At 63.3% G+C, this 19,998-nt stretch carries 18 protein-coding genes; 8 read left to right on the top strand and 10 right to left on the bottom strand.

All coding sequences use genetic code 11. The annotated features are described in order from the left end of the window. The first annotated feature begins 58 nt into the window (after window positions 1–58). The 4 genes from AC2T3R_RS01145 (at window position 59) to AC2T3R_RS01130 (ending at window position 5,123) form a co-directional block, all read left to right on the top strand. Window positions 59–2,383 (top strand): Tex family protein, encoded by a 2,325-nt coding sequence (locus AC2T3R_RS01145; protein WP_015268601.1) that lies wholly within the window; start codon window positions 59–61, stop codon window positions 2,381–2,383. Further along, window positions 2,383–2,766, top strand: coding sequence for a PaaI family thioesterase (locus tag AC2T3R_RS01140; RefSeq protein WP_060501265.1), 384 nt, complete (start codon window positions 2,383–2,385; stop codon window positions 2,764–2,766). The genes AC2T3R_RS01145 and AC2T3R_RS01140 overlap by 1 nt, the downstream gene beginning before the upstream one ends. Before the next feature lie 153 nt (window positions 2,767–2,919). Further along, window positions 2,920–4,497 carry a glutamate--cysteine ligase gene (gene gshA, locus AC2T3R_RS01135; protein ID WP_486744521.1) on the top strand — a complete coding sequence of 526 codons (1,578 nt, stop codon included), beginning with the start codon at window positions 2,920–2,922 and terminating at the stop codon, window positions 4,495–4,497. Beyond that, a complete protein-coding gene (locus AC2T3R_RS01130) occupies window positions 4,497–5,123 on the top strand; it encodes a TetR/AcrR family transcriptional regulator (protein WP_486744520.1) in 627 nt (208 codons plus the stop codon). The genes gshA and AC2T3R_RS01130 overlap by 1 nt, the downstream gene beginning before the upstream one ends. Window positions 5,124–5,250: 127 nt before the next feature. On the opposite strand, the gene AC2T3R_RS01125 is transcribed toward AC2T3R_RS01130, so the two are convergent. The 8 genes from AC2T3R_RS01125 to AC2T3R_RS01090 all read right to left on the bottom strand — a co-directional run bounded on the left by AC2T3R_RS01125 (window position 5,251) and on the right by AC2T3R_RS01090 (window position 12,407). Next, entirely contained in the window at window positions 5,251–5,466 is a 216-nt protein-coding gene (locus AC2T3R_RS01125) for a TOBE domain-containing protein (protein ID WP_003255829.1), read from the bottom strand. A 44-nt stretch (window positions 5,467–5,510) separates the two neighbouring features. Next, on the bottom strand, window positions 5,511–6,323 hold the full coding sequence (gene ssuB, locus AC2T3R_RS01120) for an aliphatic sulfonates ABC transporter ATP-binding protein (protein WP_486744519.1): 813 nt from the start codon (window positions 6,321–6,323) through the stop codon (window positions 5,511–5,513). Next, complete coding sequence (gene ssuC, locus AC2T3R_RS01115; protein WP_039614250.1) at window positions 6,320–7,117, bottom strand: aliphatic sulfonate ABC transporter permease SsuC; 798 nt, start codon at window positions 7,115–7,117, stop codon at window positions 6,320–6,322. Before ssuC ends, ssuB begins: the two co-directional genes overlap by 4 nt. Window positions 7,118–7,127: 10 nt before the next feature. Continuing rightward, window positions 7,128–8,276 (bottom strand): FMNH2-dependent alkanesulfonate monooxygenase, encoded by a 1,149-nt coding sequence (gene ssuD / locus AC2T3R_RS01110; RefSeq protein WP_013970448.1) that lies wholly within the window; start codon window positions 8,274–8,276, stop codon window positions 7,128–7,130. A gap of 59 nt (window positions 8,277–8,335) precedes the next feature. Next, window positions 8,336–9,301 carry a sulfonate ABC transporter substrate-binding protein gene (locus tag AC2T3R_RS01105; RefSeq protein WP_410952686.1) on the bottom strand — a complete coding sequence of 322 codons (966 nt, stop codon included), beginning with the start codon at window positions 9,299–9,301 and terminating at the stop codon, window positions 8,336–8,338. An 84-nt stretch (window positions 9,302–9,385) separates the two neighbouring features. Then, window positions 9,386–9,979 (bottom strand): NADPH-dependent FMN reductase, encoded by a 594-nt coding sequence (ssuE, locus tag AC2T3R_RS01100; RefSeq protein ID WP_054573384.1) that lies wholly within the window; start codon window positions 9,977–9,979, stop codon window positions 9,386–9,388. A gap of 289 nt (window positions 9,980–10,268) precedes the next feature. Further along, on the bottom strand, window positions 10,269–10,907 hold the full coding sequence (locus AC2T3R_RS01095) for a peroxiredoxin (RefSeq protein ID WP_013970445.1): 639 nt from the start codon (window positions 10,905–10,907) through the stop codon (window positions 10,269–10,271). 165 nt (window positions 10,908–11,072) lie between these two features. Then, window positions 11,073–12,407: an OprD family porin gene (locus AC2T3R_RS01090; protein WP_015268593.1), complete on the bottom strand. Its 1,335-nt coding sequence runs from the start codon at window positions 12,405–12,407 to the stop codon at window positions 11,073–11,075. A gap of 508 nt (window positions 12,408–12,915) precedes the next feature. Here AC2T3R_RS01090 and tauA point away from each other — a divergent pair. From tauA to tauD, 4 genes are read left to right on the top strand one after another with little or no spacing between them, the layout of a single operon-like run. Continuing rightward, window positions 12,916–13,887: a taurine ABC transporter substrate-binding protein gene (gene tauA, locus AC2T3R_RS01085; RefSeq protein ID WP_486744518.1), complete on the top strand. Its 972-nt coding sequence runs from the start codon at window positions 12,916–12,918 to the stop codon at window positions 13,885–13,887. A 27-nt stretch (window positions 13,888–13,914) separates the two neighbouring features. Beyond that, the gene (gene tauB / locus AC2T3R_RS01080) at window positions 13,915–14,703 is read left to right on the top strand and encodes a taurine ABC transporter ATP-binding subunit (protein ID WP_367244998.1); all 789 of its coding nucleotides are present in this window, start codon (window positions 13,915–13,917) and stop codon (window positions 14,701–14,703) included. Next, window positions 14,700–15,539 carry a taurine ABC transporter permease TauC gene (gene tauC, locus AC2T3R_RS01075; protein WP_085721692.1) on the top strand — a complete coding sequence of 280 codons (840 nt, stop codon included), beginning with the start codon at window positions 14,700–14,702 and terminating at the stop codon, window positions 15,537–15,539. Before tauB ends, tauC begins: the two co-directional genes overlap by 4 nt. A gap of 48 nt (window positions 15,540–15,587) precedes the next feature. After that, on the top strand, window positions 15,588–16,421 hold the full coding sequence (tauD, locus tag AC2T3R_RS01070) for a taurine dioxygenase (RefSeq protein WP_486744517.1): 834 nt from the start codon (window positions 15,588–15,590) through the stop codon (window positions 16,419–16,421). Window positions 16,422–16,535: 114 nt separating this feature from the next. Here tauD and betT read toward each other — a convergent pair whose 3' ends face one another. Together betT and epsC are read right to left on the bottom strand one after the other, a co-directional pair. Beyond that, on the bottom strand, window positions 16,536–18,497 hold the full coding sequence (gene betT, locus AC2T3R_RS01065) for a choline transporter BetT (protein WP_170931082.1): 1,962 nt from the start codon (window positions 18,495–18,497) through the stop codon (window positions 16,536–16,538). Window positions 18,498–18,830: 333 nt separating this feature from the next. After that, window positions 18,831–19,763 (bottom strand): serine O-acetyltransferase EpsC, encoded by a 933-nt coding sequence (gene epsC / locus AC2T3R_RS01060; RefSeq protein WP_486744516.1) that lies wholly within the window; start codon window positions 19,761–19,763, stop codon window positions 18,831–18,833. Window positions 19,764–19,998: the final 235 nt, after the last annotated feature.

The raw sequence follows: 19,998 nt of genomic DNA, 5'->3' as shown, positions 1-19,998 counted from the left end.
GCCGCCGGGCGACAGGCCCACAGGCGACCCCCGTATTCACAAATGTCAGGTGGTTTACATGGACAGCATCAACAGCCGTATCGCCGAGGAACTGGGCGTACGCCCCCAGCAGGTCGAGGCGGCCGTGGGCCTGTTGGACGAAGGCTCGACCGTGCCCTTCATCGCCCGCTACCGCAAGGAAGTGACCGGTAGCCTGGACGACACCCAGCTGCGCCATCTGGAAGAGCGCCTGCGCTACCTGCGCGAACTCGACGAGCGCCGTGCCAGCATCCTGGCCAGCATCGAGGAGCAGGGCAAGCTGACCCCGGAACTGGCTCGCGAGATCAAGCTGGCCGATACCAAGACCCGCCTCGAAGACCTGTACCTGCCGTACAAGCAGAAGCGCCGCACCAAGGGCCAGATCGCCCTGGAAGCCGGCCTCGGCGAGCTGGCCGACGGCCTGTTCAACAACCCAGACCTTGCCCCGGAAAGCGAAGCCGCACGCTTCGTCAACGCCGACAAGGGCGTGGCCGACGTCAAGGCCGCGCTGGAAGGCGCCAAGTACATCCTCATGGAGCGCTTCGCCGAAGACGCCGCCCTGCTCGACAAGCTGCGCAGCTTCCTCAAGCAGGAGTCGGTGCTCAGCGCCCGCGTCGTGCCTGGCAAGGAAGAGGAAGGCGCCAAGTTCCGTGACTACTTCGCCCATGACGAACTGCTGCGCAACGCGCCGTCGCACCGCGCCCTGGCAATTTTCCGCGGGCGTAACGAAGGCGTGCTGAGCGCCTCGCTGAAAGTCGGCGAAGAACTGCCCGGCACCCTGCACCCGTGCGAACTGATGATCGGCAACCACGTCGGCATCGAGAACCGCAACCGCCCGGCCGACAAGTGGCTGGGCGAAGTGGTGCGCTGGACCTGGAAGGTCAAGCTCTACACCCACCTGGAAACCGACCTGTTCGGCGAGCTGCGCGACAACGCCGAAGGCGAGGCGATCAATGTGTTCGCCCACAACCTGCACGACCTGCTGCTGGCCGCCCCGGCCGGCCCGCGCGCCACCCTGGGCTTCGACCCGGGCCTGCGTACCGGCTGCAAGATCGCCGTGGTCGATGCCACAGGCAAGTTGCTGGACCACACCACGGTCTACCCGCACGCGCCGAAGAACGACTGGGACCGCACCATTTCGATCATGGCTGCGCTGTGCGCCAAGCACTCGGTGGAGCTGATCGCCATCGGTAACGGCACCGCCAGCCGCGAAAGCGACAAGCTGGTGGCGGAGCTGGTCAAGAAGTACCCAGCGCTGAAGATCACCAAGATCATGGTTTCCGAGGCCGGCGCTTCGGTGTACTCCGCATCGGAACTGGCCGCCCGCGAATTCCCGGACCTGGACGTGTCGATCCGTGGCGCCGTGTCGATTGCCCGCCGCCTGCAGGACCCGCTGGCCGAGCTGGTGAAGATCGACCCGAAATCCATCGGTGTCGGCCAGTACCAGCATGACGTGTCTCAACTGAAACTGGCGCGCGGCCTGGACGCCGTGGTCGAGGACTGCGTGAACGCCGTGGGCGTGGACGTCAACACCGCCTCGGTGGCCCTGCTGACGCGCATCTCCGGCCTTAACGCTACCCTGGCGCAGAACATCGTCGCCCATCGCGATGCCAACGGCCCATTCGCCACTCGCGCGGCACTGAAAAAGGTCAGCCGCCTGGGTGAGAAAACCTTCGAACAAGCCGCCGGCTTCCTGCGTGTGATGAACGGCGACAACCCGCTGGATGCCTCCGCGGTGCACCCCGAGGCCTACCCGCTGGTGCAACGGATTGCCGCCGATACCGGCCGTGACATCCGCTCGCTGATCGGTGACAGCAGCTTCCTCAAGCGCCTGGACCCGAAGAAATTTACCGATGAAACCTTCGGCCTGCCGACCGTCACCGACATCCTGCAGGAACTGGACAAGCCTGGCCGCGACCCACGCCCCGAGTTCAAGACCGCCACTTTCCAGGACGGCGTCGAAGACCTCAAGGACCTGGAACCGGGCATGATCCTCGAAGGCGTGGTGACCAACGTCACCAACTTCGGTGCCTTCGTCGACATCGGCGTGCACCAGGACGGCCTGGTGCACATTTCGGCGCTGTCCGAGAAGTTCATCAAGGACCCGCGTGAAGCGGTCAAGGCCGGCGACGTGGTCAAGGTCAAGGTCATGGAAGTGGACATCCCGCGCAAGCGTGTCGGCCTGTCCATGCGCATGAGCGACACCCCGGGCGAGAAGGTCGATGGCAACCGCGGCGGTAACCGTGGCAATGGCGGCAACCGCCAGCAGCAGGCGCCGCGCCAGCGCGAAACCGCCACCGCAGCACCGGCCAACAACGCCATGGCAGCCCTGTTCGCCAACGCCAAGCAGCTGAAGAAGAAGTGATGGACGTTCCACGCGAATACGTCGAAAGCGCCTTCAGCCAGCTCCTCGGCTGCCGCCTGCAACGCCTGGAAACAGGTGTTGCCGAGGTAGCCCTGGCGCTCGAGCCGCACCTGCGCAACCGTGGCCAGAAGTTGCATGGAGGGGCGATCTTCAGCCTGGTGGATATCGCCATGGGCCTGGCCTGCTCGGCCAGCCATGGTTTTGACCAGCAAAGTGTCACCATCGAATGCAAGATCAACTACATGCGCGCCGTCAGTGATGGCGAGGTGCTGTGCACCGCCCATGTGCTTCACGCCGGGCGGCGCACCCTGGTGGTCGACGCCGACGTAGTTCAGGGCGACAAGCTGGTGGCGAAAGCGCAAGGAACCTTCGCGGTTCTCTAGCTCACCAAGCATTATCTGCGGTATTTTCAGCAGTGCGCTGGCACTGCTGGATCCGCGTTAACCAGGCGACAACGCCAGTTCCTTTCTTCCTACCCTTGTAGACCGTTATCTCTACCCCCATATTGGGGCGACTGACGCGTGAAGGAATACATCTTGAGCGACCTCCTCAACCGCCGCCTGAGCCTGCTCGGCGCCAATCTTCCCCTGCTCAAGCAGTGCCTGCACGGTATTGAGCGCGAATGTCTGCGCGTGACCGACGAAGGTCGCCTGGCCCAGACCCCGCATCCGCAAGCCCTGGGATCGGCGCTGACCAACGAGCAGATCACCACCGATTATTCCGAGTCGCTGCTGGAGTTCATCACCCCGGCCCTTCCCGACCCGGCCAAGGTGCTGGAAAGCCTCGAAGAGACCCACCGTTTCGTCTACAGCAAGCTGGGCGACGAATACCTGTGGAGCCCGTCGATGCCCTGTACGCTGCCGGCCGAGGAGGACATCCCGATCGCCGAGTACGGCAGCTCGAACATCGGCAAGCTCAAGCACGTCTACCGCAAGGGCCTGGCCCTGCGCTACGGCCGCACCATGCAGTGCATCGCCGGTATCCATTACAACTTCTCGCTGCCCGAAGCACTGTGGCCGTTGCTGCGCGCCGCAGAAGGCGGCAACGAGAGCGACCGCGACTACCAGTCGTCGGCCTATATCGCGCTGATCCGCAATTTCCGCCGCTACAGCTGGCTGCTGATGTACCTGTTCGGCGCCTCCCCGGCCCTGGACAAAGGCTTCCTGCGTGGTCGCCCGCACCAGCTCGAAGAGCTGGATGCCGAAACCTTGTACCTGCCCTACGCCACCAGCCTGCGCATGAGCGACCTGGGCTACCAGAGTAACGCCCAGGCCGGCCTCACGCCGTGCTACAACAACCTGGCCAGCTACACCGACAGCCTGCGCAAGGCGGTGGGCACGCCCTACCCGCCTTACGTCGAAGTCGGCACGCACGTGGATGGCGAGTGGGTACAGCTGAACACCAACATCCTGCAGATCGAGAACGAGTACTACTCGAACATTCGCCCCAAGCGCGTCACCTACACCGGCGAGCGGCCGATCCAGGCCCTGACCTCGCGCGGCGTGCAGTACGTGGAAGTGCGTTGCCTGGACATCAACCCGTTCCTGCCGGTGGGCATCGACCTGACCGAGGCGCGCTTCCTCGACGCGTTCCTGCTGTTCTGCGCGCTGGAAGACAGCCCGCAACTGGACAACGGCGAATGCGGCCAGTGCACCAACAACTTCCTGACCGTGGTCAAGGAAGGCCGGCGCCCGGGCCTGGAACTGCGCCGCAATGGCCAGCCGATCGGCCTGAAGACCTGGGCCAGCGAGCTGATCGAGCGTATCCGGCCACTGGCCGATCTGCTCGACCAGGCGCAAGGCGGTGCAGAGCACGGCAATGCCCTGGATGCCCAGCAGGCCAAGGTCGACGACGCCTCGCTGACCCCGTCGGCCCAAGTGCTGGCGCGCATGACCGAGCATAACGAAAGCTTCGTCAAGTTCGCCCTGCGCCAGAGTCGTATTCACGCCGAAACCTTCCGCGAGCAGCCACTGCCGGTCGAACGCCAGCAGGCCTTCGAAACCCTCGCCCGCGACTCGCTGGCCGAGCAGTCGCGCCTGGAACAGCAGGAAGTCGGCGACTTCGACCTGTTCGTCGGCGCCTACCAGGCCAGCATCCTGGCGATCAGCAACTGATGACCCGCACTGCCACCCCGCGCAAGCCGCGCGCCAGCAGCCAGGCCAGGATCGAGGCGATCCTGGCTGCTGCACGCGAGTTGCTGGCCGAGCTGGGGGTGGCGAGCCTGTCGATCTACAGCGTGGCCGAGCGCGCACAGATACCGCCGTCGTCGGTGTACCACTTCTTCGCCAGCGTGCCGGCGCTGCTGGAGGCGTTGACGGCCGATGTGCACCGGGCCTTTCGGGAAGCGCTGAGCGCGCCGATCGACAGCAGTGCGTTCAACACCTGGCACGAGCTGTCACGGCTGATCGAGCAGCGGATGCTGAATATCTACAACGAGGACGCGGCGGCGCGGCAGCTGATCCTGGCCCAGCATGGCCTGAGCGAAGTGGTGCAGGCCGACCGGCAGCACGACATGGAACTGGGCGACTTGATGCACAAGTTGTTCGACCAGCATTTTCATCTGCCCGTGATGCCGGTGGATGTGGACGTGTTTGCCCTGGCCATGGAATTGAGTGACCGGGTGTATGCGCGATCAGTGCAGTTGCATGAATCGATCACCCCGCGCATGGCCGAGGAAGGCAAGCGAGTGTTCGAGGCGTATCTGGGGTTGTATCTGCCCCCATTTCTGGCCAAGCGTTAAATTTGATGGCCTCATCGCCGGCAAGCCAGCTCCCACAGGTACAGCACAAGGCCTGAAGCTTGTGGGCACCTGTGGGAGCTGGCTTGCCGGCGATTGGGCTGCAAAGCAGCCCCATGGCCAACACCCATCACAGCTTGGCGATGGACACTTCAGTCGACTTCACAAAGGCAATCACTTCACTGCCCACCTGCAGCTCCAGCTCACGCACAGAGCGGGTGGTGATGACCGAAGTGACGATGCCCGAGGCAGTCTGCACGTCGATTTCCGACAGTACCGGGCCTTCCAGGATTTCCTTCACGGTGCCTTTGAACTGGTTGCGAACGTTGATGGCTTTGATGGTCATGATTTGATTCCTTCTCTATGGCTTCAGTCTGGTAAGTGAGTCAGTCAGTGCGCCCAACGCAGTTGCGTGGGCAAAGGGGCTACAGGATCCGGCTCGGGCGCAGCGCCCGGGGCCGACAGAACACGGTTGAGCACTTCGCTCTCCAGCGCGGCCAGGCGGTGCGAACCACGCGCCCGAGGCCGTGCCAGGTCGACAGTGAGGTCGAGCCCGACTTCGCCGTCCTCGATCAGGATCACCCGGTCAGCCACGGCGACTGCCTCGCTGATATCGTGGGTAACCAGCAACACGGTGAAGCCGTGCTGACGCCACAGGCGTTCGATCAGTTGCTGCATCTCGATACGGGTCAATGCATCCAGCGCACCGAGCGGCTCGTCCAGCAGCAGCAGGCGCGGCTGGTGAATCAGCGCCCGGGCCAGGGCCACACGCTGCTTCTGGCCACCCGACAGAGCCGCCGGCCATTCATTGGCGCGATCGGCCAGGCCAACCGACTCCAACGCTTCCAGCGCACGCGGGCGCCAGTCGCCAGACAGGCCCAGGCCAACGTTGTCGATCACCTTCTTCCATGGCAGCAGGCGCGCGTCCTGGAACATCAGGCGGGTTTCTTCGCGGGCCTGTTCCAGCGGCGCGGCACCGGCCAGCAACTGGCCTGCAGTGGGCTGGTCGAGACCGGCCAGCAGGCGCAGCAAGGTGCTCTTGCCGCAGCCACTACGGCCGACGATCGCGACGAACTGGCCGGCAGGAATATGCAGCTCGATCCCCTTCAGCACTTCGCGCTGGCCAAAGGTCTTGCGCAGGCCGCTGGAAGCCAGCGGGATGCCACGCAGCAGGCGTGGCGGCTGTTCCTTGAGTACGGTCATGCGCCCTCCTTCTTCGCCACTTGATAGGCCGGGTGCCAGCGCAGCCACACACGCTCCAGGCCCCGGGCTGCGAGGTCGGCAAGCTTGCCGAGCACGGCATACAGGACGATGGCCAGCACTACCACGTCGGTCTGCAGGAACTCACGGGCGTTCATCGCCAGGTAACCGATGCCGGCATTGGCCGAAATGGTTTCGGCAACGATCAGGGTCAGCCACATGAAGCCCAGGGCAAAGCGCACGCCTACCAGGATCGAAGGCAATGCCCCGGGCAGGATCACCTGGCGGAACAGGCTGAAGCCGGACAAGCCATAGCTGCGCGCCATTTCCACCAGCGCCGGGTCGACGTTGCGGATGCCGTGATAGGTGTTCAGGTAGATCGGGAACAGCGTGCCCAGCGCCACCAGGAAGATCTTTGCCGACTCGTCGATACCGAACCACAGGATCACCAGCGGGATCAGCGCCAGGTGCGGCACGTTGCGGATCATCTGCACCGAGCTGTCGAGCAGGCGTTCGCCCCAGTTCGACAGGCCGGTGATGAAGCCCAGCACCAGGCCGATGCTGCCACCGATGACGAAGCCCAGCCCGGCACGCCAGCCACTGATGGCCAGGTGGGTCCAGATCTCGCCGCTGCGCACCAGCTCGACGCCGGCGCTGACCACGGCGCTGGGCGCGGGCAGGATGCGCGTCGACAGCCAGCCGGCGCTGACCGCCAGTTGCCAGGCAGCCAGCAGCAGTACCGGCAGCGCCCATGGCGCCAGGCGCTGGCCAAGGTTGTTGGAAGTTGCACGACTCATGGCCTGGCCCTCAGCTCTGCGCAACGGACTTGGGCAGGATGTCGTTGGCCACCATTTCGCCAAACGGGCTCACATAGCCGCCGGCCTTGGCTTGCTCCGGGCGTTGCACATCCAGGTGCGGGAACAGCAGCTCGGCCACCCGGTACGACTCTTCCAGGTGCGGGTAGCCGGAGAAGATGAAGGTATCGATGCCCAGCTCGGCGTATTCCTTGACGCGTGCCGCGACGGTCGGGCCATCCCCCACCAGCGCGGTACCGGCACCGCCACGCACCAGGCCGACACCGGCCCACAGGTTGGGGCTGACCTCCAGCTTGTCACGGTTGCCGTTGTGCAGGGCGGCCATGCGTTGCTGGCCGACCGAGTCGAAGCGCGCCAGCGAGGCCTGTGCACGAGCGATGGTGTCGTCGTCCAGGTGCGAGATGAGCTTGTCGGCAGCGGCCCAGGCTTCTTCGTTGGTTTCCCGCACGATCACGTGCAGGCGGATGCCGAAGCGCACTTCGCGGCCCTGAGCAGCGGCTTTCTCACGCACCTGGGCGATTTTTTCAGCAACCGCACTCGGCGGCTCGCCCCAGGTCAGGTACAGCTCGACCTGCTCGGCGGCCAGGTCCTGTGCGGCTTCGGAGGAACCACCGAAATACAGTGGCGGGCGTGGTTGCTGGATCGGCGGGTAGAGCAGCTTGGCGCCCTTCACCTGGATGTGCTTGCCGTCGTAGTCGACCACCTCGCCTTCCAGCACCTTGCGCCAGATACGGGTGAACTCTACAGAGGCTTCATAACGTTCCTGATGGTTCAGGTGCAGGCCGTCACCGGCCAACTCGTCCGGGTCGCCACCGGTCACCAGGTTGAACAGCGCGCGGCCATTGGACAGGCGATCAAGAGTTGCTGCCTGGCGTGCCGCCACGGTCGGCGAAATGATCCCGGGGCGCAGGGCGACCAGGAACTTCAGCCGCTGGGTCACCGGGATCAGCGATGCCGCGACCAACCAGGAGTCCTCGCAGGAGCGCCCGGTAGGTATCAGCACGCCACCAAAGCCGAGCCGGTCGGCCGCCTGGGCGATCTGCTGCAGGTAGCCATGGTCGACGGCGCGCGCGCCATCGGAGGTGCCCAGGTACTTGCCGTCACCGTGGGTAGGAAGGAACCAGAAGATGTCAAGGCTCATTGGAGTTGTCTCCTCAAGGGGGGCTCAGCCAGGGCGGCGCCCCGGCGCAGGCGAATCAATCAAGGCGCACTGGCGACCTTGGCCGGGGGTGTCCAGATCACGTCCTTGATGCTCAGCGGCTTGGGAATCAGCTTCAGTGCCTGGAACGTGTCGGCGATCTTCTGTTGCGCGGCCACCACTTCCGGGGTGAGCGGCGCGGCACCGTAGCCTTGGCGCTTGACCGAGGTCAGGGTGATGTCGGCAGGCAGGCCGAGCAGCGGCGCGACCTGGTCGGTCACTTCCTGCGGGTTGGCCTGGGACCATTCACCCACGGCACGCACTTCTTCGATCAGGGTGTTGATCACCGCCGGGTGCTGGGTCGCGTAGTTGCGGGTGGCCAGGTAGAACTGATGGTTGTCGACCAGGCCCTTGCCGTCACGCAGGGTATGAGCCTGCAGCTGTTTCTCGGCGGCAGCCTGGTACGGGTCCCAGATCACCCAGGCGTCCACGCTGCCGCGCTCGAAGGCGGCGCGGGCGTCGGCCGGGGGCAGGTACACCGGCTGGATGTCGCTGTATTTCAGGCCGGCGTCTTCCAGGGCGCGAACCAGCAGGTAGTGAACGTTGGAGCCTTTGTTGAGAGCGACTTTCTTGCCCTTGAGGTCTTTGACCGACTGGACCGGCGAGCCCTTAGGCACCAGGATCGCCTCGCTGTGCGGCGCTGGCGGCTCGTAGGCCACGTACAGCAGGTCGGCACCGGCGGCCTGGGCGAACACCGGCGGGGTTTCACCGGTGACGCCAAAATCGATGGAGCCGACGTTCAGCCCCTCAAGCAGTTGCGGGCCGCCGGGGAACTCGGTCCATTGCACCTGCACGCCCTGCTCGGCCAGGCGCTTTTCCAGCGTGCCCTTGGCCTTTAGCAGCACCAGGGTGCCGTATTTCTGGTAACCGATACGCAGGCTCTCGGCCTGGGCTTGGGTGATGGCGCCGAAGGACACAGCCGCCGCAAACAGGGCGACCAGACCGCGACGCAAGAAGACTGTGCGCATGGCGCTCTCCTGTGCGAGTGGGTTCGGGTTGCACCTGCTTGCCTCGTTGTCGGGCGAGTAAGGTGGTGAAGCGGGTTGGGCCGGTCAGATGCTCCAGCGAGCGCTGATCAGGCGTTCGTTCAATATGCCGGGCGCCACGGGGCGCGGCCGGCGGGCTAGTGCAACGTGGAAGGTTTCCAGCGCGTCCTGCAGGCGTTCTTCCAGCGCCGCCACCAGCTGCGCGGGCCTGGAGCCTTCTGCGTAGGCGACCTGGCTGTCGTCGGCGAAGATCCCTTGCAGGGTCTCTTGCGCCTTGAGTGCCGACAGCACGGGTTTCAGTGCGTAATCCACCGCCAGCATGTGGGCGATGCTGCCGCCGGTGGCGATAGGCAACACGATCTTGTGTGCCAGGGCGCGTTCGGGCAGCAGGTCGAGCAAGGTTTTCAGGGCTCCGGCGAACGAGGCCTTGTACACCGGCGTGGCGACGATCAGGCCATCGGCCTGGGCGACCAGCTGCTGGAAGTGCTGCACCTGCGGGCTGTCGAAACGAGCGTGCAGCAGGTCTTCGGCGGGAAAGTCGCGCACCTGGAACGTCACTACCTCGACGCCACGGTCCTGCAGCCACTGGCGAGAACGCTCCAGCAGCACGCCGGAGCGTGAACGGGTACTTGGGCTACCACCGATTGAGACGACCAGCATTGCAGCGCTTCCTTGTGTTCTGTTGGAGGTGACATTAACAGCCCCCGCATATATCTAGAAATCATATTTTTTCATTTGTTTATTCCATTTTTATCAAAAAACTGTTTTGGCACTTTCGCGGGTAAACCCGCTCCCACAGGGACCGCACAAGGCCTGAGACTTGCGCTATCCCTGTGGGAGCGGGTTTACCCACGAAGAAGCCAACGCAGTTTCAGCAGGCATAAAAAAGGGCCGTCGAAACGGCCCGAATATCCCTGCTTTGGCTAAGAGCAATGCAACGAGGAATCCTTTAACGATTGGGCTGCGGAGTCAGCCGCAGATAGGGTTTGACCGCCCGGTAACCTTTGGGGAAACGCTGCTTGATCTCTTCCTCGTCCTTCAGCGAGGGCACGATTACCACGTCGTCACCGTCCTGCCAGTTACCTGGCGTGGCGACCTTGTGGTTGTCGGTCAGCTGCAGCGAGTCGATCACCCGCAAGATTTCGTTGAAGTTGCGCCCGGTACTGGCCGGGTAGGTGATGGTCAGGCGCACCTTCTTGTTCGGGTCGATGACGAACAGCGAGCGCACGGTCAGGGTGTCACTGGCATTTGGGTGGATCAGATCGTACAGGTCGGACACCTTGCGGTCGGCGTCGGCAATGATCGGGAAGTTGACCACGGTGTTCTGGGTTTCGTTGATGTCATCGATCCAGCGGTGGTGCGAATCGACCGGGTCCACCGACAGGGCGATGGCCTTGACCCCGCGTTTGGCGAAATCGTCCTTCAGCTTGGCGGTAAGGCCCAGTTCGGTGGTGCACACCGGGGTGAAGTCGGCCGGGTGGGAGAACAACACCCCCCAGCTGTTGCCCAGCCACTCGTGGAAGCGGATCTTGCCTTCACTGGAATCCTGTTCGAAATCGGGGGCGATATCGCCGAGTTTTAGGCTCATGGGCTGCGGCTCCTGTGCTGGGTTCTGTACTGTGTGGGTTCAATGTGCCTGCATTCGATTAAAAACAAAAAGAATAAATAATGATTTGTTTATAACCATAAGGCATACGAAATCGCAGACACAAAAAAGCCTCGCACTAGGCGAGGCTCCTTGTTCAGCTACGGCTTACAGGAAGTTGTAAGTGTAGTTCACGATGAAGCGAGTCTGGTCTTTGTCACCGATGCTTTCGCCGCTACCACGGTAGACACCCTGACGCAGGCTGAAGCCCAGGCCTTTGAGGGAGCCTTGCTGAATGGTGTAGTCGACGCGTGCGTCACGTTCCCATTCGTTGTAGCTGCCGTCGCCCGACTTGTTGCGGATGTCGTCACCACGCAGGTAGGCCACCGAAGCCTTCAGGCCTGGAACGCCCAGGGACGCGAAGTCATAGGAGTACTGACCGAAGGTGGTGTTCTCACCGGCACGAGCGAACTGGTTGATCATGCTGTCAGTGAACAGGTAGAAGCTTGCGCCGCCATTGCCTTCCAGCGAGGAAGTGGCGCCGTCCTTGCGGACGCTACCTTGGTTCAGCCAGACGAAACCACCATCGTCACCCACTTGCTGGTGACCGAGCATAAGCGCGTGGCCACCCAGGGTGTAGGTGAACATGGCGCTCCAGGTCTTGTTGTCGACCTCGCCCCCGTTCTTCGCGTAGCCACCGTTGTTGTCGAAGGCGTAACCTGTCTCGCCATTCTTGCCGTCGCTGCGGCTATCGAAGTAGCGCAGGTCGGTCTTGAACGACTGGTTGTCGGCGATCTTGAAGACGTGGGTAGCACCCAGGAAGTGCTGCTTGTAGAAGTCTTCCAGGTTCGAGTAGTAGTACTGCAGGGTCAGGTCTGGAGTGAGCTTGTAGTCACCACCGGCGAACTGGAACTTGTTGCTGTCGCGGAAGGCGCCAGAAACGGAAAGACCGGTACGGTTGCTCGAAGCACGACCCATGGCGTGGGTCAGTTGACCTGCGTTGAAGGTCAGGTTGTCGATTTCCTTCGACTGGAGGGTGCCACCCTCGAAGGTCTGCGGCAGCAGACGGCCGTCGTTGGAGACCAGGATCGGCAGCATAGGCGCCAAGGCGCTACCGTAGTGGACCTCGGTCTTGGAGAAGCGAGCCTTGGCGTTACCACCAATGCGTGCCCAGTCGTGAACTGCCGAACCATCGGAGTCGCTTGGGAAGAAGGTGTTGTTGGCATCTGGACGGCTACCACGGCCACCATCCAGGTGAATGCCCCACAAAGCCTGGACGTCGACACCAAAACCTACGGTGCCTTCGGTGAAACCAGACAGGTAGTCGAGCTTGAAGCCCTGACCGCTTTCTTTCTGGTCGATACCGCTTTCGCGATTGTCATCGTTGAAGTACATGGTGCGCGAGCTGAGCGACAGCTTGCTGTCTTCAACGAAACCGGCAGCGCCTGCTTGTTGGGCGAGAACCCCCAGTGCCACGGCCAGGGCCAGGCTGGACTTGTACATGTTTTGCTCCTCTACGTTCTAATTCTTGTGTATCTCTGGTGGCGGGATCTGCTGCCCCGCTCACCGTGGATTGGCGATTTAGTCCCAAAGCGTGACCGTAAAGTCAATCGTTTCTAAACGTTTCGCGACTTTGGTCTAAGACGCCAGCTGCGCTACAGGATAATGACAATCCTATAAATCCAAAATGACCGTTTTATGAATTGGTAAGATTTTTAAGGAATATGTTAGGAATTGTTACTGCTATTCGTTAGAAGCAGCCGACTCATCATAACCAATGGTTATTTGCAAACGTTTGCTCATAACCTAATTCCGTATCGTTCTATCGGGACGAAAAAGCCTAGCAGCACTCTCGGATTTCACCATTGAGCGAAATCACAGCGTTTCCCTGTTAACGCGTCTCAAACCATTGGCTCCTAAGCTAATGCAAAAAAGTTATTTATTTTACATTTCTTAGATCAATTAGCCTTCTCGTCATCCACCACACCGATTGCCTGACGAGAGGTTCACCATGATCCCGCACGCCCCGCTGCGCCTGTTCGCCGCCCTGACCCTCGCCAGCGCCAGCTGGTTGGCCCAGGCTGCTGACCTGACCGTGGCCTACCAGACCACCGTCGACCCGGCCAAGGTGGCGCAGGTCGATGGCGATTACGAAAAAGCCAGCAAGGCCAGCATCGACTGGCGCAAATTCGATAACGGCGCCGACGTGATCACCGCCGTAGCCAGCGGCGATGTGCAGATCGGCTACCTGGGCTCCAGCCCGCTGGCCGCCGCAGCCTCCCGCAAGCTGCCGGTCGAGACCTTCCTGATCGCCACGCAGATTGGCGCCGGTGAAGCACTGGTCGCCCGCGACAGCATCAAGACTCCGCAAGACCTGGTCGGCAAGAAAGTCGCCGTGCCTTTCGTCTCCACCGGCCACTACAGCCTGCTGGCCGCGCTGAAGAGCTGGAACATCGACCCGGCCAAGGTGCAGATCCTCAACCTGGCGCCACCGGCAATCATTGCCGCCTGGAAGCGCGGCGACATCGACGCCACCTATGTCTGGGACCCGGCCCTGGGTGTGGCCAAGGAAAACGGCAAGGTGCTGATCACCTCCGGCGAGCTGGCCGAGAAAGGCGCACCGACCTTCGACGCATGGATCGTGCGCAAGGACTTCGCCGCCAAGCACCCCGACGTGGTCAAGGCCTTCGCCAAGGTCACCCTCGACGCCTACGCCGACTACAGCAAGAACCCGCAAGCCTGGCTGGCCAACCCCGACAACGTGAGCAAGCTGGCCAAACTGTCTGGCGCCAAGCCTGCCGACATCCCGGTGCTGCTGCAGGGCAACGTGTACCCACTGGCCGTCGACCAGGCCAATGCACTGGGCGCATCGACCACCCAGGCGCTGACCGACACGGCCACCTTCCTCAAGCAGCAAGGCAAGGTCGACGCGGTGCTGCCGGACTACTCGCCCTACGTCAGCGCCAAGTACCTCCCCAACTAAGCCTGTAGAAACCGACCGGAGCCTGCCATGGCCTTGCTCGAACTGGAGCGCATCAGCGCACAGTACCCCGGTGCCGAAACCCCGGTACTGGCCGACATCAACCTGAGCCTGGGGCCACGCCAACTGCTGGTGGCCCTGGGGCCTTCCGGCAGCGGCAAGACCTCGCTGCTCAACCTCATCGCAGGCTTCGTCGCCCCCAGCGGCGGGCGCATCACCCTGGACGGCTTGCCCGTCCAGGGCCCCGGCGCCGAGCGCGGCGTAGTGTTCCAGGACGATGCGCTGCTGCCCTGGCAGAACGTGCTGGGCAACGTCGCATTCGGCCTGGAACTGGCCGGCGTGCCACGCGCCGAGCGTGAGGCCAAGGCCCGCGAAATGCTGGCCCTGGTCGACCTCGACGGCTTTGGCGAACGGCGTATCTGGCAATTGTCCGGTGGCCAGAAGCAGCGTGTTGGCCTGGCCCGGGCGTTGGCAGCCGATCCACGAGTGTTGCTGATGGACGAACCGTTCGGCGCACTTGATGCCTTCACCCGCGAGCAGATGCAGGAGTTGTTGCTGCAGGTATGGCAACGCACCGCCAAGCCGGTGTTCCTGATTACCCACGACATCGAAGAAGCCGTGTTCCTCGCCAGTGAACTGGTACTGCTGGCGCCCAACCCGGGGCGCGTGGTGGAGCGCCTGCAACTGGACTTCGGCCAGCGCTACGCAGCGGGTGAATCGGCGCGGGCTATCAAGTCCGACCCGGCTTTTATCGAAACCCGCGAGCACGTACTTGCGCGGGTGTTCTCTCAACGCCAAAGCCTGCAGGAGCGCGCATGAGCAGCCTGGACCTGCCGGTCACCGGCAAGCGCAACACCCAACCCCGGCCAGCCACCAAGCTGCGCCGCCCCCTGCCCACCCGCTGGATCAGCACCCTGACCCTGGCCAGCCTGCTGTTGGCCTGGTGGCTGGTGACCGCGGCCGGCTGGATCGAGCCGCTATTCCTGCCCTCGCCCGCCGACATCCTGGCCAAGGCCGGGACCCTGCTGACCCAAGGCTATATGGATGCCAGCCTGTGGCAGCACCTGGGTGCCAGCCTGGGGCGCATCGGCGTGGCCCTGCTTGCCGCCACCCTCACCGCCATCCCGGTGGGTATCGCCATCGGCTACAACCGCGTGGCCCGCGGCATTCTCGACCCGCTGATCGAGTTCTACCGGCCGATCCCGCCGCTGGCCTACCTGCCACTGATCGTCATCTGGTGCGGCATCGGCGAGCTGTCCAAGGTGCTGCTGATCTACCTGGCAATCTTCGCTCCTATCGCCATTGCCACTGCCACCGGCGTGCGCACGGTCGACCCGGCCAAGCTGCGTGCAGCGCAGTCGCTCGGCGCGACCAAGGCCCAGCTGATCCGCCACGTGATCCTGCCCAGCGCCCTGCCCGACATCCTCACCGGCATCCGCATTGGCCTGGGGGTTGGCTGGTCGACCCTGGTGGCTGCCGAGCTGATCGCCGCCACCAGCGGCCTGGGCTTCATGGTGCAGTCGGCGGCGCAGTTCCTGGTCACCGATGTGGTGGTGCTGGGGATTTTGCTGATCGCCCTGATCGCCTTCGCACTGGAAATGAGCCTGCGTGCCTTGCAGCGCAGGCTGGTGCCTTGGCACGGGCAGAGCCACTGAATCCTGTTGACCACGCCAGCAGCCTGGCGCCTGATTGAAGAGACCGACATGAGCCTGACCATCACCCCCCTCAGCCCGGCGCTCGGCGCCCAGATCAGCGGCGTGGACATCAGCCGCGATATCACCGTCGAAGAACGAGACGCCATCGAGCAGGCGCTGCTGCAGCACCAGGTGCTGTTCTTCCGCGACCAGCCGATCAACCCGCAGCAGCAGGCGCGGTTTGCCGCCCGCTTCGGCGAGCTGCACATCCACCCGATCTATCCCAACGTGCCGGAAACCCCGCAGGTGCTGATCCTCGACACGGCGGTTACCGATGTGCGCGACAACGCCGTGTGGCACACCGACGTGACCTTCCTGCCGACCCCGGCCCTGGGCGCGGTGCTCAGCGCCAAGCAGTTGCCGGCCTACGGCGGCGACACCCTGTGGGCCAGCGGCATCGCTGCCTTCGAAGCCTTGTCGGCGCCGCTGCGCGAGCTGCTCGACGGGCTGACAGCCACCCATGACTTCACCAAGTCGTTCCCGCTGGAGCGCTTTGGTACCACGCCGGAAGACCTGGCGCGCTGGGAAGCAACCCGGCGCAACAACCCGCCGCTGTCGCACCCGGTGGTGCGCACGCATCCGGTGAGCGGGCGCAAGGCGCTGTTCGTCAATGAGGGGTTCACCACGCGCATCAATGAGCTGGGCGAACTGGAAAGCGAGGCACTGTTGAAACTGCTGTTCGCCCATGCGACGCGGCCGGAGTTCAGCATTCGCTGGCGGTGGCAGGAGAATGACGTGGCGTTCTGGGACAACCGCGTGACCCAGCATTTTGCGGTGGATGACTACCGGCCGAACCGGCGGGTGATGCATCGGGCGACCATCCTCGGGGATGCGCCCTTCTGAAACTGGGAGGCCTTTGGCCTCCATTCGCAGCACAAGGCTGCTCCTACAGGGAAGCGCGATCCCTTGTAGGAGCAGCCTTGTGCTGCGAATGGGCCGCAAAGCGGCCCCAGCGATCTAGCGGACCAGATGCAGGAACTGCATGTGCCGTTCGTACTGGTCGAGGATGTCGTTGATGATCTGCTCCTTGCTGTAGCCCACCAGGTCATAGTTCTGGCTGCCTTCGCTCAGGTGCACCTCCGCCCGGTAGTAACGGCGGTTCTTCAACTCTTGCGTACCCAGCCCACCCAGGGCGAACGATGGCGTGAAGTAACCACGCATCTGCACCTGGTAAATGAACGGCTGTTCCTCGCCATGGCCAATCTTCAGGCTGACGTTGTCGTGGCTCGGGTCGTCCTGGGTAATCAGCACCAGGCCCTTCTGCTCGAACACTTCACGCACATCGGCAATTGCCGGGCGCACCACGTCGTCCATGAAGCGGTACACCTCATCACGCGACGGGAAGTGCACCGCCTGGCTCAGACGCTGGCGCCAGCCGCCACGGCCGCGGCGTGACTGGGCGAACGGGGCCAGCGAATGCATCTGTGCGATCTGCCGTTGCGATTCCAGGTAGAACGCCTTGTGCAGCCCCCACATCATGCACAGCAGGATCAGCGAGAACGGCAATGAGGTCAGCACCACCGCCGACTTCAGCGAGTCGATGCTGCCGGCGAACAGCAGCGCGCTGGTGATCAGCGCGGTCATCGCCCCCCAGAAGATACGCAGCCAGTTCGGCCCATCCTCGTCCGCATCACCGCCCTTGGCCGACAAGGTCGACAGCACCACGGTGCCCGAATCGGCCGAGGTGACGAAGAACACAAAGCTGATGAACACCGTCACGGCGATCACCGTCTTGCTCCAGGGGTAGGTCTCCAGCAGCAGGTACAGGCTCATCGACGGGTTATCCAGCGCCGACTGGCCCAACGCTGTCATGCCGTGGTTGATGACTTGGTCCAGGGCACTGTTGCCGAAGATCGACATCCACGCCAAGGTGAAGCCCAGCGGAATCAACAGCACACCAAAGACGAACTCGCGGATGGTGCGGCCACGGGAGATGCGGGCGATGAACAGGCCCACGAACGGCGCCCAGGCAATCCACCAGGCCCAGTAGAACACCGTCCAACCGCCCAGCCAGTCGCGGTTCTCGCCGTAGGCATAAACGTCGAAGCTCTTGCGCGGCAAGGCACCCAGGTAATCGCCGAGGTTCTGGATCAGCGTGTTGAACAGGTGCTGGGTAGGCCCGGCGAACAATACGAACAGCAGCAGCGCGCAGGCCAGGAACAGGTTGATGTCGCTCATCACCCGCACCCCCTTCTCCACCCCGGCCACGGCCACGGCCACCGCCGCGCCCATCATCAGGGTGATGAGCAGTACCTGCACCCACTGGCTGTGATCGATGCCGAACAGGTAGTCGAGGCCGGCGTTCAGGTGCAGCACGCCAAAACCCATATCGGCACCCAGGCCGAACACCGTTGCGATGATGCCGAAACCGTCCACCGCATAACCGATCGGCCCGTTGATGCGCTTGCCGATCAACGGGTACAACGCCGATCGCAAGGCCAGCGGCAGGTTGTGCCGGTAGGCGAAGTAGGCCAGGGCCATGCCGACGAAGGCGAACACGCCCCAGCCATGCAGGCCCCAGTGCAGGAACAGGATCTGCATCGCCTGGCGCCCGGCCTCGGCCGTACCCGCTTCGCCCTGGGGCGGCTGCAGCATGTGGGTCAGGGGTTCGGACACGCAGAAGAAGAACAAGGTGATGCTGATGCCGGCGGCAAACAGCATGCCGGCCCACGACAGGTAACTGAACTCGGGCTCGTCGTGGTCGGCACCGAGCTTGATCTTGCCGTAGCCGGACAAGGCGGTGACCACCACGAAGACCAGGTACAGTGTCATCGCCAGCATGTAGTACCAGCCGACCGTGTTGGCCGCCCAGTTCTGCGCCGCCAGCAACCAGTCGCCTGCTGCTTGCGGATAGGAAATGACCACGAGGCCGAAGATGAGGATGAAACTTGCCGCGAAATAGAACACCGGGGGGTTCATGCGGATCTTGCCATTGGCAAGGGAAGGGTTCGGTGCACTCATTGGGGGCGCACCTCGTCGAATGACGTAAGGCTCGGAATGAACGGGTTCAGCAAAGGAATCCTCCTGTTGAACACCGGCAGCGGACCAGCGTTTTTTCATTGAACAAGCGTTCAAGTTAAACATGGATCGGATTTCAATGCGAATTGGGGCGCTGATTGGTGCCCTCCTGCACTGACCTCTTCGCGGGCTCGCCCGCTCCCACAGGGACCGCACGAACATTGAATTTTGTGCAGTAGCTGTGGGAGCGGGCAAGCCCGCGAAGAGTCCGGTACAGGCCAATGAAATGCCAGATCAGTTCTTGTCCTGGCAATCCAGCTGCAGGTTGGCCTGGGTAATGTTGCTTTCGGCCGGCACACTGCGGGTCAGCCACACATTACCGCCAATGGTCGAGCCTTTGCCGATGGTGATCCGCCCCAGCACCGTGGCCCCCGCATAGATCACCACATCGTCCTCGACGATCGGGTGGCGTGGCAGGCCCTTGTGCAGGGTGCCCGATTCATCGCTGGGGAAGCGCTTGGCGCCCAGGGTCACCGCCTGGTAGATGCGCACACGCTCGCCGATGATCGCGGTTTCGCCGATCACCACGCCGGTACCGTGGTCGATGAAGAAGCTCGGGCCGATCTGCGCCCCGGGGTGAATGTCGATCCCCGTGGCCGAATGCGCCAGCTCCGAGCTGATGCGCGCCAGCAGCGGCAGGCCGGCCCGGTACAGATGGTGCGCCAGGCGATGGTGGATGATCGCCAGGATGCCCGGGTAGCACAGCAGCACTTCATCGACACTGCGCGCAGCCGGGTCGCCGTGATAGGCGGCCAGCACGTCTGTGTCCAGCAGCACGCGCAGGCCCGGCAGGGCGGCGGCGAATCCCTGCACCAGGCTCAGCGCATGGGCATCGACGCCGGCCAGTTCGCCCTTGCTTTGTCGTGCGGCGTAGCGCAGCTCCAGGCGGGCCTGGGCCAGCAAGGCGGTCAGGGCGGCATCCAGCGTATGGCCGACGTAGAAGTCTTCGCTTTCTTCGCGCAGGTCGACCGGGCCAAGGCGCATGGGGAACAGTGCGCCGCACAGTTGCTCCAGGATGTGCCGCATCGCTTCGCGCGAAGGCAGCTCACGCCCGCCCTGCTCGCCGCTGCTGCGGCCATTGCGGGTGCGCCATTGTTCACGGGCGCCGCGCAGGCCGGTGACGATGCTCTGCAACTGCCAGTGCCCGGATGAAGGTTGTTCGCTCACGGTTTTCTCCTGCCTGAGAGGCCAACGATTTTTATCGCCAGGCCAGGCCTCTTCCCGGGTAAACCCGCTCCTACAGGGACTGCACAGGTTTCGATGCCTGTGCGGTCTCTGTAGGAGCGGGTTTACCCGCGAAGAGGCCGGACCTGCCTACACGCAATTCACTCTACGGCAAATCCATCCCTTGGAAAAAACAACGCTTTATTCCATCCTGCGCTAAGTCAGGCATAAGCCGCGA

Source organism: Pseudomonas sp. PVC-5-1 (assembly GCF_057444345.1).
This window is presented reverse-complemented; position numbering and strand designations above follow the sequence as displayed.

Bases quoted from the DNA above. Each gene is read 5' to 3' on its own strand.
- tauC (WP_085721692.1), top strand. From the start codon at position 14,700: ATGAGCAGCCTGGACCTGCCGGTCACCGGCAAGCGCAACACCCAACCC.
- AC2T3R_RS01105 (WP_410952686.1), bottom strand. From the start codon at position 9,301: ATGCGCACAGTCTTCTTGCGTCGCGGTCTGGTCGCCCTGTTTGCGGCG.
- AC2T3R_RS01140 (WP_060501265.1), top strand. From the start codon at position 2,383: ATGGACGTTCCACGCGAATACGTCGAAAGCGCCTTCAGCCAGCTCCTC.
- AC2T3R_RS01090 (WP_015268593.1), bottom strand. From the start codon at position 12,407: ATGTACAAGTCCAGCCTGGCCCTGGCCGTGGCACTGGGGGTTCTCGCC.
- ssuB (WP_486744519.1), bottom strand. From the start codon at position 6,323: ATGACCGTACTCAAGGAACAGCCGCCACGCCTGCTGCGTGGCATCCCG.
- tauA (WP_486744518.1), top strand. From the start codon at position 12,916: ATGATCCCGCACGCCCCGCTGCGCCTGTTCGCCGCCCTGACCCTCGCC.
- AC2T3R_RS01130 (WP_486744520.1), top strand. From the start codon at position 4,497: ATGACCCGCACTGCCACCCCGCGCAAGCCGCGCGCCAGCAGCCAGGCC.
- AC2T3R_RS01145 (WP_015268601.1), top strand. From the start codon at position 59: ATGGACAGCATCAACAGCCGTATCGCCGAGGAACTGGGCGTACGCCCC.
- AC2T3R_RS01125 (WP_003255829.1), bottom strand. From the start codon at position 5,466: ATGACCATCAAAGCCATCAACGTTCGCAACCAGTTCAAAGGCACCGTG.
- ssuD (WP_013970448.1), bottom strand. From the start codon at position 8,276: ATGAGCCTTGACATCTTCTGGTTCCTTCCTACCCACGGTGACGGCAAG.
- AC2T3R_RS01095 (WP_013970445.1), bottom strand. From the start codon at position 10,907: ATGAGCCTAAAACTCGGCGATATCGCCCCCGATTTCGAACAGGATTCC.
- betT (WP_170931082.1), bottom strand. From the start codon at position 18,497: ATGAACCCCCCGGTGTTCTATTTCGCGGCAAGTTTCATCCTCATCTTC.
- ssuE (WP_054573384.1), bottom strand. From the start codon at position 9,979: ATGCTGGTCGTCTCAATCGGTGGTAGCCCAAGTACCCGTTCACGCTCC.
- tauD (WP_486744517.1), top strand. From the start codon at position 15,588: ATGAGCCTGACCATCACCCCCCTCAGCCCGGCGCTCGGCGCCCAGATC.
- ssuC (WP_039614250.1), bottom strand. From the start codon at position 7,117: ATGAGTCGTGCAACTTCCAACAACCTTGGCCAGCGCCTGGCGCCATGG.
- tauB (WP_367244998.1), top strand. From the start codon at position 13,915: ATGGCCTTGCTCGAACTGGAGCGCATCAGCGCACAGTACCCCGGTGCC.